The following is a 14,760-nucleotide window of genomic DNA, read 5'->3' as shown; positions in this document are numbered from 1 at the left end:
TACAAGGCGTTTGGATAGGGTTTGCGGCGCTGTGACCTTCTGGTCACAGCCGGGTGTGGAAGCCCGTATTCAGGAGCATAAGCGCCATAGCGACGCCTTGAGCGTCGGCTGTCTATGGCGGATCGTGCGAGGGGGCTTCGGCCCGACCGGTCTCCTTATGCTCCTCCGGTACTTCCACACTCGCACGGTCCGCCACCCTTCAAGGATTTGGTGGCGGCTCCACAACTCAATGGATGGAGCTTTGCCATGACCCTTCCCGAAATCACCCCGCAGGTCTTCCGCCGCCACCGCCGCCCGCTGCGCGCCTTCCTCATCGGCCACGAAGCCTGGTTCTCCGCCCGCGACCTGCGCCGTTTGCTCAACACCGACATCAACGACCGCCTCATCGGCAGACTCTGCCCCGACCAGCACCGGCGCGTATTGCTGAAAAACGGCAGCAGTCTCTTCAATGAAGAAACGGTGATCAGCGAGTCCGGCCTGCACGCCCTGCTCTGGATGTACTGCTACCACCCGGAAAACCGCCTGCTGCGCAGGTGGGTGAGTCAAGAGGTGGTGCGGGGGTTGTGGGGCCAAACTGCACTCGCCGGCTAGCGCCTCGCTCCATCGTAGGCGGGGCCGGACGGCGCTCCGCTCTACCCATCCTGCGGGTCCCGGCAAATACCTCTTCGCGGTCATCGAATCTGCGGCTGAAACCCACTTTTCGCTCACATTGCCTACTGTTTAAGTACCAGCAGCAGAGATATCGCGATGTACGAGCCCATCAACGCAGTAGTGATCATGGGTGTTGCCGGTAGCGGGAAGTCCGCCGTGGCCCGGGCGCTGGAGGTGCGCAGCGGGGCGCGGCTGATCGAGGGGGATGCCTTCCACCCCGACCGCAACATCCAGAAGATGAGCATTGGCCAACCCTTGACCGACAAGGATCGCGCCAGTTGGCTGCATGCGCTCGAGAAACAGCTGCGCCAGACCTACCGCGCAGGCGAACATCCCATCCTCACGTGCTCGGCGCTCAAGCGCAGCTACCGCGATAGCCTGCGCCATGCCATACCAGCGCTGGGTTTTGCCTACCTGCAACTCTCCCCCACCGCCGCGGCCGAGCGCATGGCGCAGCGCCGCGGACATTTCATGCCGGTGAGCCTGCTGGACAGCCAGTTCGCCGACCTGGAAGAGCCGCTGGACGAACCCCTTACCCTGGTCCTCGACGGCACCCTGTCAGTAGGTGAACTGGCCAGCGCCATCCACCAGTGGTGGCAGCAGCACGCGCCGGCCTGACGCCATCCCCGTTTGTGGGAGAGATTTCAATCGCGAATGAATTCGCCCCCACAGAAAAACGGCCGGTGCGTGGCGTGGTCGGTGCCATTTCTTATAGGGCGGCGGAAAACCGCTTCAACCTGAGTCGGGGTGGATCAATGAGCGGTACTGCCCCGGCGTGGAACCGGTCCATTTCTTGAAGGCCTTGTAGAAGGCGCTGGTGTCGGCAAACCCCAGCTCGAAGGCCAGCTCGGTGAAATTGCCCTCACCGTTGTCCAGCCGGGCGATGGCCAGGTCGCGCCGCACCTGGTCCTTCAGCCCCTGGTAGGACTGCCCCTCCAGGGCCAGCTTGCGGCGCAGGGTGGACGGCGCCATGTAGAAGTGGCTGGACAGCGCCTCCACATCGGGCCAGCGCTCGGGTTTGATGCTGCGCAGGTAGGCGCGAATCCGCGCCGCCAGGCTCTGCGGGTCGCGGTAGCGCACCAGGATGTTCGCCGGCAGGCCACCAAGGAAGCGCTTGAGGTCGCGGTTGCTGCGACGCACCGGCAGCTCCAGGCAATCGGCATTGAACAGCAGGCGGCTCTGGGGACGGGAGAAGCGCAGGTTGGTGCTGAACATCACCCGGTAGTCTTCGATGTAGTCCGGCACTGCGCAGCGCAGGTCGACACCGAGGATGGGAATGCGCCGCCCGGCCAGCCAGCACAGCAACCCGTGGATCATCAGCCACAGGGTGAAGTAGCTGAAGGCCCGGCCTCGCTGGCCTTCGGGCTCGTCCAGGGTGATTTCCGCCAGGCCGCCACGACGCTCCAGGCGCGGAGAAAGGCCGTCGAAGATGAGTTCGAGAAAGCGCAGCGACAGTTCCAGGGCCGCGCCCACGGTGGGCTCCTTCACGGCGGCGCGGGTCATGTAGGCAAAGCTGCCGGACTTCATGCGGCGCGGGTTCATACCGAAGAACTCGTCGTCCATGGTCCGCGCGATCAGCAGCCAGAGTTGCCCGTAGAGCTGCGACGACACGCGACCATAGGGCTTGGCCAGCAGCTCGGCGGGGATGCCGACCTGGCCCAGCAGCCCCGAATCGTCGAAGCCCCGCTGGCGCAATTCCAGCAGGGCTTCGTGAACCAGGCGGACGGAGATGGTGCCTTTTTCGGCGGACGTGCCTGTCATGGTCTCCCTTGGTACTGATTTCCGGCGATGCGGCATTGTAGGGGCTTTACCTGAGGGGGCGAATTCATTCGCCCCCTCAAAAGAGCGAAGAGCTGTGCCCTACCGTATCGCCGTCACTTTGTCGTCCTTCGGCGGGGTCAGTTCCTCGATGCTGATCTCGCGCATGCGGAACTTCTGGATCTTGCCGGTCACGGTCATCGGGAAGGCATCCACGAAGCGGAAGAAGCGCGGCACCTTGAAGTGGGCGATGCGTTCCTTGGCCCAGGCGCGCAACTCGTCCTCGGTGGCCGTGTGGCCGGGGTGGAACTTGATCCAGGCGACGATTTCCTCGCCGTACTTGCTGCAGGGAATGCCGATCACCTGCACATCCGCCACCGCCGGGTGGGTGAAGAAGAACTCTTCCAGCTCACGCGGGTAAACGTTCTCGCCGCCGCGAATGATCATGTCCTTGCTGCGCCCGACGATGCAGACGTAGCCGTTCTCATCCATGGAGGCGAGGTCACCGGTGTGCATCCAGCGACCTGGGTCGATGGAATCGGCGGTGGCCTGGGGGTTGTTCCAGTAGCCCAGCATCACGCTGTAGCCACGGGTGCACAGCTCGCCGATAGTGCCGCGCGGGACGATCTTGCCCTCGGCATCGACGATCTTGCTCTCCAGGTGCGGCTGGGTGCGGCCGACGGTGGTCACGCGCAGTTCCAGTTCGTCGTCCGGGCCGGTCTGCAGGGACACCGGGCTGGTCTCGGTCATGCCGTAGGCAATCTGCACTTCGCTCATGTGCATCTCGTTGATGACCCGGCGCATCACCTCGATCGGGCAGGTAGCGCCGGCCATGATGCCAGTGCGCAGGCTCGATAGATCGAACTCCCCGCGCTGCGGGTGATCCAGCTCGGCGATGAACATCGTGGGCACGCCATAGAGGGCGGTGGCCTTTTCCTCGGCCACGGCGCGCAGGGTGGTCAGCGGGTCGAAGGCGTCACCCGGGTAGATCATGGTGGAGCCGTGGGTCACGCAGCCCAGGTTGCCCATCACCATGCCGAAGCAGTGGTACAGCGGCACCGGGATCACCAGGCGATCCTGCTCGGTGAGGCCGAGGCTCTCGCCGACCATGTAGCCGTTGTTGAGGATGTTGTAGTGGCTGAGGGTGGCGCCCTTGGGGAAGCCGGTGGTGCCGGAGGTGTACTGGATGTTGATCGGGTCATCGAACTGCAGGCTGGCCTGGCGCTCGGCCAGGGCCTGGTCACTCACCTCGCCCGCCTTCTGCTGAAGGGCGGCCCAGGGCAGGAATGCAGACGGTGGGTTGGCGGCCAGGCTGACCACGCCGCGCAGTTCCGGCAGGCGCTCGCAGTTCAGGCTGCCCGGCTCGGCGGCGGCCAGCTCGGGCACCAGGCCGAGGAGCATGGCGTGGTAGTCGGAGGTCTTGAAGGCATCGGCGCAGATCACCCAGCGGCAGCCGGATTGCTTGAGGGCATATTCCAGTTCACTGCTGCGGTAGGCCGGGTTGATGTTGACCAGGATGGCGCCGATCTTGGCGCTGGCGAACTGGGTGATGCACCACTCGGCGCAGTTGGGCGCCCAGATCCCCAGGCGGTCGCCGCTGTTCAGGCCCAGGGCGAGCAAGGCGCGGGCATGGCGGTCCACCGCCTCGGCCAGTTCCTGCCAGCTGTAGCGCAGGCCCTGATGCCTGACCACCAGCGCCTCGCGCTCGGGGAACTTGGCAACCGTGGCATCGAATGCCGCGCCTATGGTCATGGCGAGCAGGTCCTTGTCCTGCCGCCCCCGGGTATAGCTCTGGTGATTCATGGCTTTCCCTTCTTGTCTTTGTACTGGGATACAGCTGTGAATGACGTAGTCGGCTTTATTTACCTTTACGTAAACGGAAAGGTAAATAAAGCCTGTTTTCCTGTCTAGTGACCCATTGGTCGGATGTGGGTTCGGTTGTCAGGTGGCCGGTGGTCGGCCTCCCTGTCCTGGTTGAACGGCCTGTGGGGACGAATTCATTCGCTATGCAGGACGCAGTCCTGCCATCAAGGTCGATGGGGCAGCTGCGCTGCCCTTAGCGACTGAAGTCGCCCCCACAAGGAGAGCCTGCAAGCCGCCCTGCCCTTACCTCACGAACACCTGGGTCGTGGTGATCGACATGTCCCCACCCGGCAACTTGATGTTCTTGATCTTCTCCAGGCTGTCCGGATCGAACACCGCGATGTCGTTGAAGGTGCCGGCCAGGTAAAGCTTGCTGCCCTTGGTGTTGAAGGCGACGCAGTAGTAGGAGTGATCCAGGTTGGCCGCCTTGATCAGCTTCTGCTCCTTGATGTCGTACTTGGCCAGGCGGTTGAGCACGCCGAACATCTGGTTCGGGTCCTTCGGCGAGCGCAGGCCGGTGAAGTACAGCTCGGTCAGCGGTGCGAAGTCCTGCACGGTGGCCTTGCCGGTCTTCAGGTCGATGCTGACGTAGCCGTAGATGAAGTCGGCGGTGGCCAGGTCCTGCTTTTCGTCCTTGAACTTGGCCGTGGTGTAGAGCATCGAGAACTCGTGGTACGCGCTCTGGTGCGGCCAGAAATACAGCACGTCCGGTGCACTGTAGTTCGGGCGCTGCCAGTTGCGGCCGGGCACCGCCACTTCGTACTTGCCGGTGTTCACATCCATCTTGTAGATGTCCGGCCCGGCAACGAACAGCGAGCCGTCATCGGCGGCGCGCATCAGGTAGACCTGGCGCGGCATCGGGAAGCTGCGCACGGGCTTGGCGTCCAGGCCGTCGCTGGTGCGGAAGACCTCCAGGCGCGGCTGCTTGACCACGTAATGGTCGTTCATCATCTGGGTCGGGTTGACCGTGGTGTAGAGCTCCTTGCCATCGGGGCTGAGCGCGAAGGAGAACATCGAGCGCACCTTCTCGCCCGGATTGCGCGACAGCTTGGCGTGGAACACGGTCTTGCAGCCGTCCAGGTCGATGCCGTACAGGTCACCGAAGTGGTTGTTGAGGATGAACGCGGTCTTGTTGTCCGGCGCCATCATCGCGGTGCCAGGCCCGAAAGCGTCTGGCAGGCGGCAGGTCTTGTAGAGGCTATCGGTGGCGAGATCCACCACATGCAGGTTGTTCGGGTAGTTGGTGGCGATCATGTATTCATGACCGGCCTTCAGCGCAGGACCCGCCTCATCTGCGGCCCAGGCACTGGTGCCCAGTGCGAGTCCGGCGACAGCGGTCGCCAGGCTGGCGATGGCTTTGAGTTTCATACGGTTTCCCCTCTTGTTCTTGTCGCCGGTCATTTGTCTTTCGGGAATACGGTGCCGAGGTTGCGCCAATCCTCTTGCGAGTTCGTCGCCTGGGCGTTCCAGTCCTGGTAGGTGCTCATCATGTCGGGCACCTGGGCCGGCCACCAGCATGGGTCGGAGCAGCCATAAAGGTCCGCTTCCATCGGCTGGCAGAGCGAGGCGACGCCACCGAAGGCGTCCACTTCCCAGCCCGGATCGGTGGTGGCGGTACAACCGGCCACCGCACTCATGGCCATGACTTCTTCGATGCGATCTTCGGCTGCGGCTTTTTCGAGCATTTGCGCTTTGTTGTTGAGCGGCTTCAGATGTTTCATGTCAGTGCGCCTTCCGCGGGGAGATGTAGCTGCTGATGAAGGCCGGATTGACGGCCATGATGCGGCTGTAGACTTCGATGCCGAAGTCCACCCAGTCGCGCATCAGCTCGCAGTAGTGATAGGTCGGGTGAGTGGGGTCGCCGTAGCGGGCGTAGCTCTCGTGATAGCAGCCGCCGGAGCACAGGTTGCGGATGCGGCAGGTGTCGCAGCCGGTGCCGGTGCGGTCCAGGCGCTGGGAGAGGAAGTCGTTGAGCTCGGCCTGCTTCACTCCACTGTGCACGTTGCCGAAGGTCGGCAGGCTGGAGCCGGTGAAGCGGTGGCAGAGGTTCAGCTCGCCCTTGTGGTCCACCGCCAGCATCTTCAGGCCGGCACCGCAGGGCAGCGCCTTCTTGTGGCCTTCGTGGATGTCGGTGATCAGCTGGTGCAGGTTGGAGAAGCCGATGTTGCGGTGCTCCAGCGCCGCCTCCAGGTAGCGACGGCCCAGGGCCTTCATGTTGGCGAAGACTTCCACCAGCTCTTCGCTGGTCAGGTTGAAGTTCGCCATGTCGCCGGAGGTGACTGGCGCAAAGCCGACTTCGGCGAAACCCAGCTCGTTGAACAGGTGGTTCCAGATGGTTTCGACGTCGGTGATGCCACGGGTCAGGGTGACCCGCGCGCCCACCGGACGGCTGCGGTAGCGCGACAGCAGCAGGTCCACCTTGCGCCGGACCACGTCGTAGGTGCCCTGCCCGCCCACGGTGATGCGGTTGCGGTCGTGCACGGTCTTCGGCCCGTCGATGCTCACCGACAGCCCGAAGCGGTGGGCGTTGAGGTAGTCGATGATCTCTTCGGTGAGCAGCGTGGCGTTGGTGGTCATGATGAACTCCACCTGCTTGCCCGCCTCAGCAAAACGTCGCTCGCAGTAGTCCACCATGTGCTCGATCAGCGGCCGGTTGGACAGCGGCTCACCGCCGAAGAAGACCACGCTGTAGCGCTCCTCGTCGGGTGACTCCTTGAGCAGCATTTCCACCGAAGCCTCGGCGGTTTCCGCGCCCATCTTCTTGCCGGCCGACGGCTTGTCCAGGTCTTCCTTGTAGCAATAGGTGCAGCTCAGGTTGCAGCCAGTGTTGACGTTCAGCACCACGGTATTGAGCGCGGTGCGCTCCACCTTGCTGATGCCGATTTCCGGCGTCAGCGGCGAGCCGTCGCTGACCACTTCCAGCGCGATCAGCTCGCGCAGGGTTTCATCGATGTCCTGCCCGGCGAAACGCCCGGCCAGGCGTTGCACCAGATCCTCGGACGAGCAGCTCTGCTGGCGCAGCGCGTCGATGATGCCGCCGGTGATTTCGTCGGTGGCGAACAGCGAACTGCTCGGGATGTGGAACAGCATGCGGTCGGCATCCACCCGCACTTCGTGCAGGTTGCGTTCGACCAGATTCAAGATTGCGCCCATGGCGACCTCCCGGAAATTTGCCCAATCGTCGTTGCGAATCCGGGCGGGACGAACCCGCCCGAGCCACTGCCGGCTACGGCAACGGCGGGTTGTTCCAGCGCTGTACGGTGACGATCAGGTGGCCTTCGCCCTTCTGGCCGCCCTCTTCCAGCTCGGCGATCACCTTCAGGTTGCCGGCGTTGTTGGTCATCATCTTGCGTTCCGGGTTCGGGCCGGCACCGCCAGGGATGAATACGCCGTCCTTCTGCATCACGCCGGCGAACTTCACGTCCTCGTCTTCCTTGGCGCGCTCGTCGAAGGGCTCCACCGACCATTTCGCCGGCAGGTAGCCGATGCGGTAAGGCTTGCCGTCGGCGCCCTTGCCCCAGGCCTCGGCCTCGAAGCGGCCCTGCACCTTGGGCGTGGAGCCGCCGTTCTCACCCACGCGGGCGATGGAGAACTCGGGCACCACCTTCACTTCGGCGATGTCCTTGTAGACGGCCAGCTCGACGCCATTGAGCTTACCCAGTGCCACGCTGCGCACGCCCGGTGCCGCATCGGCTGCGGCCTTGACCTTGACGCGAAGCTGTTTCGGGGTGACTTCCAGCACCTTCACCACCTCGACGCCGGCACCCAGGTCTGGAGTACCGGAGAGGCCACTGCCCACCAGGGTCAGTTCCGCTTCGCTGCCAGCCTTGATGAAGGCGGGCTGCACGGCCAGCAGCTTGGCACTGCCTTCCTTGGCGGCGCTGAAGTCCAGGCCACGCTCGTCATGCTCGGCCTCGAACATGCGACCTTTCATCTCGCCGTTCAGGGCAGCGAATACCTGGCGCAGGTTGGTCTCGCCAACCTTCACGTTGCCGCGCCACTCGTAGCCGTTGTAGAGGATGGCCGAGCCACTGCCGTTGAACGGCGTGCCGTCGGCGTACTGGCCTTTCACCTCGACCTTGAAGGTGTCGCCTTCATCGGCGGTCACGGTCATCACGCCGCGCACATCGCCCTTGGTCAGCATGTGGCCGCTGAAGCTCCACTGCCCTGGCAGGCTGTCCGCCTTGGGCTTGGCCTTCTGCCAATCGGCCCAGGCCTTGTTCTCCAGCGGGAAGCGCTTGGCCAGGTCCGGCACGGTTTCCTTGAGGGCGATTTCCAGCCAGTCGCGGTCGCGGGACTGGGCCTGGTATTCGAGGGACGGCCACTGGCCTAGGTGGAAGTTGACCAGGTGCTCCCACTCTTTGGCGGGGCGACGCTGCAGGGCGACCCGGGCGCCGGAGTGGCAACGGCCGCACATCTGGCTGAGGTGGTCGTCGAAGGTCTCGACCGTGTTCAGCCTGCGCTCCATGGCGTAGCGCACGCCTTCGGTTTCGCTCGGTGCCAGGCCTTGCTTGTCGGCCAGGTACTTGACCAGGGTGCGGCGGTCATCGTCGCTGATCTTGAGGCCGTGCATCACCTGCATGCGCGCGATGCTCATCAGCCAGCCCTCGGGGGTCTTGCGCTGGTGACTGATACGGCTGAAAGAGTCGTTGCCTTCGGGGATATGGCAACCCACGCACTTGGACTTGAGGATGGCTTCGCCGCCCTCCGCTGCATGGGCCTGGGCGAACATCAGGGACGCCATGGCCAATGCCAGGGAGCCCGCGTGTTGCCGGAGTCGAGTCGTCTTCAAGGTCAGACCTCCACGGTGTTGTTCTTATGGTTTGCACCCCTTGGGCCGCAGGTGCATCTGTCACGGCAAATACATAATGTGTGCCATGCCAATGAAAATCCTTTTATAACAACGATTTAGCCGTAAAACACAGGCTTGACGGGGATGCTGGCCATGGGCCCCGGCGTCTAATTTCGCGACAGACTGTTCCAGCCTGAGACGGGGCCGCGCAGCGCCTTCTAAAGGTAGACGCTGCGACTGTTCCAGGCCTGTCTCAGCCCGTCTCAAACTGCAACAGGGCGCAATCCGACGGGAAACTGCACCTCTTGAATAAATCCTTATGAATCATTGCGTTATGCACGATCAACGGCATTGGCATGGGGGTTGCGAAAGCCGGGTACAACTTCAATGAACAGAGGCTTACCTCCATGCTTGTCGACCTGCCCGTCCTTCCCCAGACCCAAGCCTTCCTCAACCGCAAGCTGAAGATGCTGATCGGCGCAGAGTGGCAGGACGCCGCCAGCGGCAACACCATGAGCTTCCGCAATCCGGCCACCGGGGAAGTCCTGGGTGACGTGCCCTCCGCCACCGCCGAGGACGTCGACCGTGCCGTACAGGCCGCCCGCCAGGCCTTCGATGATTCCGCCTGGAGCCGCATGCGCCCCCGCGAGCGCCAGAACCTGCTGTGGCGCCTGGCCGACCTGATGGAGCGCGACGCCCAGGAACTGGCCGAGCTGGAGTGCCTGAACAACGGCAAGAGCGCCGTCGTGGCCAAGGTCATGGACGTGCAGCTGGCCATCGACTTCCTCCGCTACATGGCCGGCTGGGCCACCAAGATCGAAGGCGCCACCGTCGATGTGTCCATGCCGCTGATGCCGGACGACCAGTTCCACGGTTTCATCCGCCGCGAGGCCGTGGGCGTGGTCGGCGCCATCGTCGCCTGGAACTTCCCACTGCTGCTGGCCTGCTGGAAACTCGGCCCGGCGCTGGCCACCGGCTGCACCGTGATCCTGAAACCCGCCGACGAGACCCCGCTCACCGCCCTCAAGCTGGCCGAACTCGTGCTGGAAGCCGGCTACCCGGCCGGGGTGTTCAATGTCATCACCGGCACCGGCCTGAATGCCGGCGTCGCCCTCACCCGCCACCCGGGCGTGGACAAGCTGACCTTCACCGGCTCCACCGAAGTGGGCAAGCAGATCGGCAAGGCGGCCATGGAAAACATGACCCGCGTGACCCTGGAGCTGGGCGGCAAGTCCCCGACCATCGTCATGCCCGACGCCAACCTGCAGGAGGCCGCCGCCGGCGCTGCCACCGCGATCTTCTTCAACCAGGGCCAGGTGTGCTGCGCCGGCTCACGTCTCTATGTGCATCGCAAACACTTCGACAACGTGGTGGCCGACATCGCCGGCATCGCCAATGGCATGAAGCTGGGCAATGGCCTGGACCCGAGCGTGCAGATGGGCCCGCTGATCTCCGCCAAGCAGCAGGACCGCGTCACCGGCTACATCAACCTCGGCCGTGAACTGGGCGCCACCATCGCCTGCGGCGGCGAAGGCTTCGGCCCCGGCTACTTCGTCAAGCCGACCGTGATCGTCGACGTCGACCAGCAGCACCGCCTGGTGCAGGAAGAGATCTTCGGCCCGGTGCTGGTCGCCATGCCCTTCGACGACATCGACGACGCCGTGCGCATGGCCAACGACAACCCCTACGGCCTGGGCGCGAGCATCTGGTCCAACGACCTGTCGGCAGTACACAAGATGATTCCGCGCATCAAATCCGGCTCGGTCTGGGTCAACTGCCACAGCGCCCTGGACCCGGCCCTGCCCTTCGGCGGCTACAAGCTCTCCGGCGTCGGCCGCGAGATGGGTGCAGCAGCCATCGAACACTACACCGAACTGAAGTCGGTGCTGATCAAGCTGTAAACGTGAAAGCCGGTGCGCCATGCGCACGCCGCTCTGTAGCCCGGATGAAATCCGGGGAATGGCCCAACGCCGCTCCCGGATTGCATCCGGGCTACTTTCTGATCAAGCTCTAAAACCGAGCCACGCACGTGCTTTATGTAGGAACCCATTGCGGGGTTGATGGGGTTCGGTGCACGCGCGTCATTCAGACAACAATTGCTGTCATTAGAACCACAGTCACAATGACTACATATCGATTAAGCCATTGATTATCAATGACTTAAATCCTGGCACAGAAAATGATTCGCTCCCTTCGCTCTCCACCCAACGAAGGGAACCTCAAATGAAAATCCCCAGCGTCACCCTGTGCCTTGCCCTGCTCTGCTCCCCCGCCGCGTTCGCCGCGGAGGTTGTTTCGCAAGTCCCTGACACCACCGTCGGCAAAGCCACCGGCGGCATGACTGGCTTAATGCTTGGCGCCATTGGCGGCCCGCTGGGCGCGGTGGCCGGTGCGGCCGTGGGTTATTTCGGTGGCGGCACCGCCCAGGAATCCGGCGGCCTCGCCGAACCGGCCTATCTGGTGAAGATGGATGACGGCTCGGTGCGGCGCTTCCGCACGCCCGGCCAGCGCTTCCAGCCTGGCGACAAGGTTGAAGTGGACGGCATTCGCCTGCGGCGCCAGGAGAGCTGATAGGCCCGGCCGGCCCTTCGGGGCCGGCCGGGATCAGTAGCGCTCGAATCCGCGCTGCAATTCCCAGTCGGTGATGCGCCGGTCGTATTCCTTCTGCTCCCACTCGGCGGTGTGCACGTAGTGGTCGACCACCTCGTCGCCAAAGGCCTTGCGCAGCATGGCCGAACCCTCCAGTGCGGCCGTGGCTTCACGCAGGGTCTTGTCGACCTCCGGCAGCCTGTCGTTCATGTAGGCGTCGCCCTCGAATGGCGCACCCAGTTCGAGCTGTTCATCGATGCCCGCCAGGCCCGCGGCGATCAGCGCAGCAAAGGCGAGGTAGGGATTGAGGTCGGCGCCGCCGATGCGGCATTCGATGCGCACCGACTTGCTGCCCTCGGCACAGAGGCGGAAGCCGGCGGTACGGTTGTCGCGGCTCCACGCCGCGCGGGTCGGCGCGAAGGTGCCGGCCTGGAAGCGCTTGTAGGAGTTGATGTACGGCGCGAGAAAATAGGTGAACTCGCTGGCGTACTTGAGCTGTCCCGCCACCCAGCCGCGCATCAGCTTCGACATGCCGAACTCGTCCTTGGCATCGAAGAACAGTGCCTTCTTGCCCTTCTTGTCCCAGAGCGAGCTGTGGATGTGGCAACTGGAGCCAGCCAGGTCATAGCGCCATTTGGACATGAAGGTGATCGACTTGCCCTGCTGGTAGGCGATCTCCTTGCAGGCGTGCTTGATGATGACGTGGCGGTCGGCCATGGTCAGGGCGTCGGCATAGCGGACGTTGATCTCTTCCTGGCCCGGCCCCCACTCCCCTTTCGAGTTCTCCACCGGCACGCCGCACGCCTGCAGGTGTTTGCGGATGGCGCGCAACACCGGTTCCTCACGCGTGGTCTGGAGGATGTTGTAGTCCTCGATGTAGTGCGCGGCCGTCTTCGGATGGCTGTAGTTGCGTTTGTGGATCGCGTCGTAGCTCTCGTCGAAGAGGTAGAACTCCAGCTCCGAGGCGAACATGCCGACGTAGCCGCGCTCAGCCAGTCGCGCCACCTGCTTCTTCAGGATGGCCCGCGGACTGTGGGGCAGGTCTTCGCGATGGTGGTGGTCGAGCACGTCGCAGAGCACCAGCGCCGTGCCTTCCAGCCAGGGCACCCGGCGCAGGGTGCTCATGTCGGGCTTGAGCACGAAGTCGCCATAACCCTTGCTCCAGCTCGCCGCGGCATAGCCCGGCACCGGCTCCATGTCGATGTCGTCGGCCAGCAGGTAATTGCAGCAGTGGGTTTCTTCATAGGCACTGTCGACGAAGAATTCAGCCTGGAAGCGCTTGCCTACCAATCGTCCCTGCATGTCCACCATGCAGGCCAGCACCGTGTCGATCTCGCCGCTGGCAACGGCTTGCTTGAGTTCGTCGAAGCTGAGGAGTGGTTCGCTCATCTGGCTGTCCTTCGATTGGGGGACTGCCGAAAGCTTAGCCCAGCGATGAAAACCGCAAGCCATTGGCGCACCGACGCGGTGCGACTTCTTTACCAGCGCCCCCGCCTCGATGGGTTTCGTACCTCTACCCATCCTACGAGAAGGACGCGCTCGGGGCCGACGAAAACAATGCAAAAAAAAACCGGCAGGCGTGAAGGCGCCTGCCGGAAATCGAGGGTTTGGATCAGTGCGAGATGCAGACCGATTTCAGTTCGGTGTACGCCTCGATCACGGCGCGGCCGAATTCGCGGCCCATGCCGGACTGCTTCACGCCGCCGAAGGGCATGTTCGGGTCCAGCAGCACGTGGGCGTTGACCCAGACGGTGCCGGCTTCGATGCGCGGTACCAGGTTCATCGCCTTGGACAGGTCGTTGGTCCAGAGGCTGGCTGCCAGGCCGTAGGGGCTGTCGTTGGCCAGCTCGATCATGGCGTCCTCATCGGTGAAGGGGATCACCGACAGCACCGGGCCGAAGACTTCCTCGCGGGCCACGGTCATCTCGTGGTTCACGTCGGCCAATACGGTGGGCTGGACGAAGAAACCCTCGCCTTCCAGGCGCTCGCCACCGGCCACCACACGGGCGCCTTCCTGGCGGGCCAGGTCGATGTGTTTGAGCACATTCTGCTGCTGCTTGAACGACACCAGTGGGTTGATCGCCGCGTTCTGGTCCATGCCCGGGCCGATGGACAGGCCCTTCACCGCAGCGGAGAGACCCTGGACGAACTCCTCGTAGATGGACTGGTGCACGTAGAAGCGCGAGGCTGCGGCGCACACCTGGCCGTTGTTCAGCAGGCCCCCGAGCAGCGCGCCCTGCACCGCCGTCTCCACGTCGGCATCTGCCAGCAGGATCATCGGGTTCTTGCCGCCCAGCTCCAGGGCGAAGCGGGTCATGTTCTCCATGCAGGCCACACCGACGCTCTTGCCCACGGCGGTGGAACCGGTGAAGGACACCTTGCTGATCAGCGGGTGCGAAGCCAGGGCGTTGCCCACGGTGCTGCCGCCGCCAGTGACGACGTTGAACACGCCAGCCGGGATGCCCGCCTCGAAGGCCAGTTCGGCCAGGCGCAGGGCGGTCAGCGGGGTTTCGCTGGCGGGCTTGATGACCACGGTGCAGCCGGTGGCGAGCGCCGGCATCGCCTTCCAGGTGGTGATCATCAGCGGGAAGTTCCACGGCACGATGCCGGCGACCACGCCCACCGGCTCACGACGAGCGAAGGCAGTGAAACGCGAGCCCGGCGGGATCGGGATGGACACGTCCATGGTCTGGCCTTCGATCTTGGTCGCCCAGCCGGACATGTAGCGCATGAACTCGACGGTGGCGCCGACATCCAGCATGCGCGAGATGTTGATGGACTTGCCCTGGCTCAGGGTTTCCAGCTGGGCCAGTTCCTCGGCGTGCTCTTCCACCAGGGCAGTAAAGCGCAGGAGGATGCGCTCGCGGTCGGCCGGACGCAGGCCGGACCAGACGCGGGATTTGAACGCCTTGTGGGCGGACTGCACGGCACGATCCAGGTACTCCAGCGGCACGTCCGGCACGGCGGCAATGGTCTCGCCGGTAGCCGGGTTCAAGACCGGCGTGGTCGGGCCTTCCGGCAGCACCCACTGGCCGTCGATGAAGCAGCCGTGGCGGCGCTCCAGGAATGCCGCCACCTGCGGCAGGATTTCAACCTTGCTCATGCTC

At 64.0% G+C, this 14,760-nt stretch carries 12 protein-coding genes; 4 read left to right on the top strand and 8 right to left on the bottom strand.

Going from position 1 to position 14,760, the window contains the following annotated elements; all coding sequences use genetic code 11:
* Positions 1 to 246 precede the first annotated feature (246 nt).
* On the top strand, positions 247 to 591 hold the full coding sequence (locus G559_RS0105975) for a BRO-N domain-containing protein (protein ID WP_028627372.1): 345 nt from the start codon (positions 247 to 249) through the stop codon (positions 589 to 591).
* 156 nt (positions 592 to 747) lie between these two features.
* The gene (locus tag G559_RS0105970) at positions 748 to 1,269 is read left to right on the top strand and encodes a gluconokinase (RefSeq protein WP_028627371.1); all 522 of its coding nucleotides are present in this window, start codon (positions 748 to 750) and stop codon (positions 1,267 to 1,269) included.
* Between the two features lie 114 nt (positions 1,270 to 1,383).
* Here the strand turns inward: G559_RS0105970 and G559_RS0105965 are convergent, their stop codons facing one another.
* The 6 genes from G559_RS0105965 to peaA form a co-directional block, all read right to left on the bottom strand.
* Positions 1,384 to 2,412 (bottom strand): AraC family transcriptional regulator, encoded by a 1,029-nt coding sequence (locus G559_RS0105965; protein ID WP_028627370.1) that lies wholly within the window; start codon positions 2,410 to 2,412, stop codon positions 1,384 to 1,386.
* Positions 2,413 to 2,511: 99 nt separating this feature from the next.
* Positions 2,512 to 4,212: an AMP-binding protein gene (locus G559_RS0105960; RefSeq protein WP_028627369.1), complete on the bottom strand. Its 1,701-nt coding sequence runs from the start codon at positions 4,210 to 4,212 to the stop codon at positions 2,512 to 2,514.
* Between the two features lie 303 nt (positions 4,213 to 4,515).
* The gene (gene peaD, locus G559_RS0105955; RefSeq protein WP_028627368.1) at positions 4,516 to 5,640 is read right to left on the bottom strand and encodes a quinohemoprotein amine dehydrogenase subunit beta; all 1,125 of its coding nucleotides are present in this window, start codon (positions 5,638 to 5,640) and stop codon (positions 4,516 to 4,518) included.
* Positions 5,641 to 5,669: 29 nt separating this feature from the next.
* Positions 5,670 to 5,993: a quinohemoprotein amine dehydrogenase subunit gamma gene (qhpC, locus tag G559_RS0105950; protein WP_028627367.1), complete on the bottom strand. Its 324-nt coding sequence runs from the start codon at positions 5,991 to 5,993 to the stop codon at positions 5,670 to 5,672.
* A 1-nt stretch (position 5,994) separates the two neighbouring features.
* Entirely contained in the window at positions 5,995 to 7,425 is a 1,431-nt protein-coding gene (gene peaB, locus G559_RS0105945) for a quinohemoprotein amine dehydrogenase maturation protein (RefSeq protein ID WP_028627366.1), read from the bottom strand.
* A gap of 73 nt (positions 7,426 to 7,498) precedes the next feature.
* Positions 7,499 to 9,016 carry a quinohemoprotein amine dehydrogenase subunit alpha gene (gene peaA / locus G559_RS0105940; RefSeq protein ID WP_245586473.1) on the bottom strand — a complete coding sequence of 506 codons (1,518 nt, stop codon included), beginning with the start codon at positions 9,014 to 9,016 and terminating at the stop codon, positions 7,499 to 7,501.
* Positions 9,017 to 9,471: 455 nt separating this feature from the next.
* Between peaA and G559_RS0105930 the strand changes: the two genes are divergently transcribed.
* A complete protein-coding gene (locus G559_RS0105930) occupies positions 9,472 to 10,965 on the top strand; it encodes an aldehyde dehydrogenase family protein (protein WP_028627364.1) in 1,494 nt (497 codons plus the stop codon).
* A 322-nt stretch (positions 10,966 to 11,287) separates the two neighbouring features.
* The gene (locus G559_RS0105925; RefSeq protein WP_028627363.1) at positions 11,288 to 11,635 is read left to right on the top strand and encodes a hypothetical protein; all 348 of its coding nucleotides are present in this window, start codon (positions 11,288 to 11,290) and stop codon (positions 11,633 to 11,635) included.
* Positions 11,636 to 11,668: 33 nt separating this feature from the next.
* On the opposite strand, the gene G559_RS0105920 is transcribed toward G559_RS0105925, so the two are convergent.
* Both G559_RS0105920 and G559_RS0105915 read right to left on the bottom strand, forming a co-directional pair.
* Positions 11,669 to 13,042 carry a glutamine synthetase family protein gene (locus tag G559_RS0105920; protein ID WP_028627362.1) on the bottom strand — a complete coding sequence of 458 codons (1,374 nt, stop codon included), beginning with the start codon at positions 13,040 to 13,042 and terminating at the stop codon, positions 11,669 to 11,671.
* A 223-nt stretch (positions 13,043 to 13,265) separates the two neighbouring features.
* On the bottom strand, positions 13,266 to 14,756 hold the full coding sequence (locus G559_RS0105915; protein ID WP_028627361.1) for an aldehyde dehydrogenase family protein: 1,491 nt from the start codon (positions 14,754 to 14,756) through the stop codon (positions 13,266 to 13,268).
* Positions 14,757 to 14,760: the final 4 nt, after the last annotated feature.

Source organism: Metapseudomonas resinovorans DSM 21078, from assembly GCF_000423545.1.
Taxonomy (GTDB): Bacteria; Pseudomonadota; Gammaproteobacteria; order Pseudomonadales; family Pseudomonadaceae; genus Metapseudomonas; species Metapseudomonas resinovorans.
This window is presented reverse-complemented; position numbering and strand designations above follow the sequence as displayed.

Excerpts from the sequence above, each read along its gene's own strand:
- G559_RS0105915 (WP_028627361.1), bottom strand. The coding sequence starts at position 14,756 with ATGAGCAAGGTTGAAATCCTGCCGCAGGTGGCGGCATTCCTGGAGCGC.
- G559_RS0105925 (WP_028627363.1), top strand. The coding sequence starts at position 11,288 with ATGAAAATCCCCAGCGTCACCCTGTGCCTTGCCCTGCTCTGCTCCCCC.
- peaA (WP_245586473.1), bottom strand. The coding sequence starts at position 9,016 with ATGGCGTCCCTGATGTTCGCCCAGGCCCATGCAGCGGAGGGCGGCGAA.
- G559_RS0105920 (WP_028627362.1), bottom strand. The coding sequence starts at position 13,042 with ATGAGCGAACCACTCCTCAGCTTCGACGAACTCAAGCAAGCCGTTGCC.
- G559_RS0105930 (WP_028627364.1), top strand. The coding sequence starts at position 9,472 with ATGCTTGTCGACCTGCCCGTCCTTCCCCAGACCCAAGCCTTCCTCAAC.
- G559_RS0105975 (WP_028627372.1), top strand. The coding sequence starts at position 247 with ATGACCCTTCCCGAAATCACCCCGCAGGTCTTCCGCCGCCACCGCCGC.
- qhpC (WP_028627367.1), bottom strand. The coding sequence starts at position 5,993 with ATGAAACATCTGAAGCCGCTCAACAACAAAGCGCAAATGCTCGAAAAA.
- peaD (WP_028627368.1), bottom strand. The coding sequence starts at position 5,640 with ATGAAACTCAAAGCCATCGCCAGCCTGGCGACCGCTGTCGCCGGACTC.
- G559_RS0105970 (WP_028627371.1), top strand. The coding sequence starts at position 748 with ATGTACGAGCCCATCAACGCAGTAGTGATCATGGGTGTTGCCGGTAGC.
- G559_RS0105965 (WP_028627370.1), bottom strand. The coding sequence starts at position 2,412 with ATGACAGGCACGTCCGCCGAAAAAGGCACCATCTCCGTCCGCCTGGTT.
- G559_RS0105960 (WP_028627369.1), bottom strand. The coding sequence starts at position 4,212 with ATGAATCACCAGAGCTATACCCGGGGGCGGCAGGACAAGGACCTGCTC.
- peaB (WP_028627366.1), bottom strand. The coding sequence starts at position 7,425 with ATGGGCGCAATCTTGAATCTGGTCGAACGCAACCTGCACGAAGTGCGG.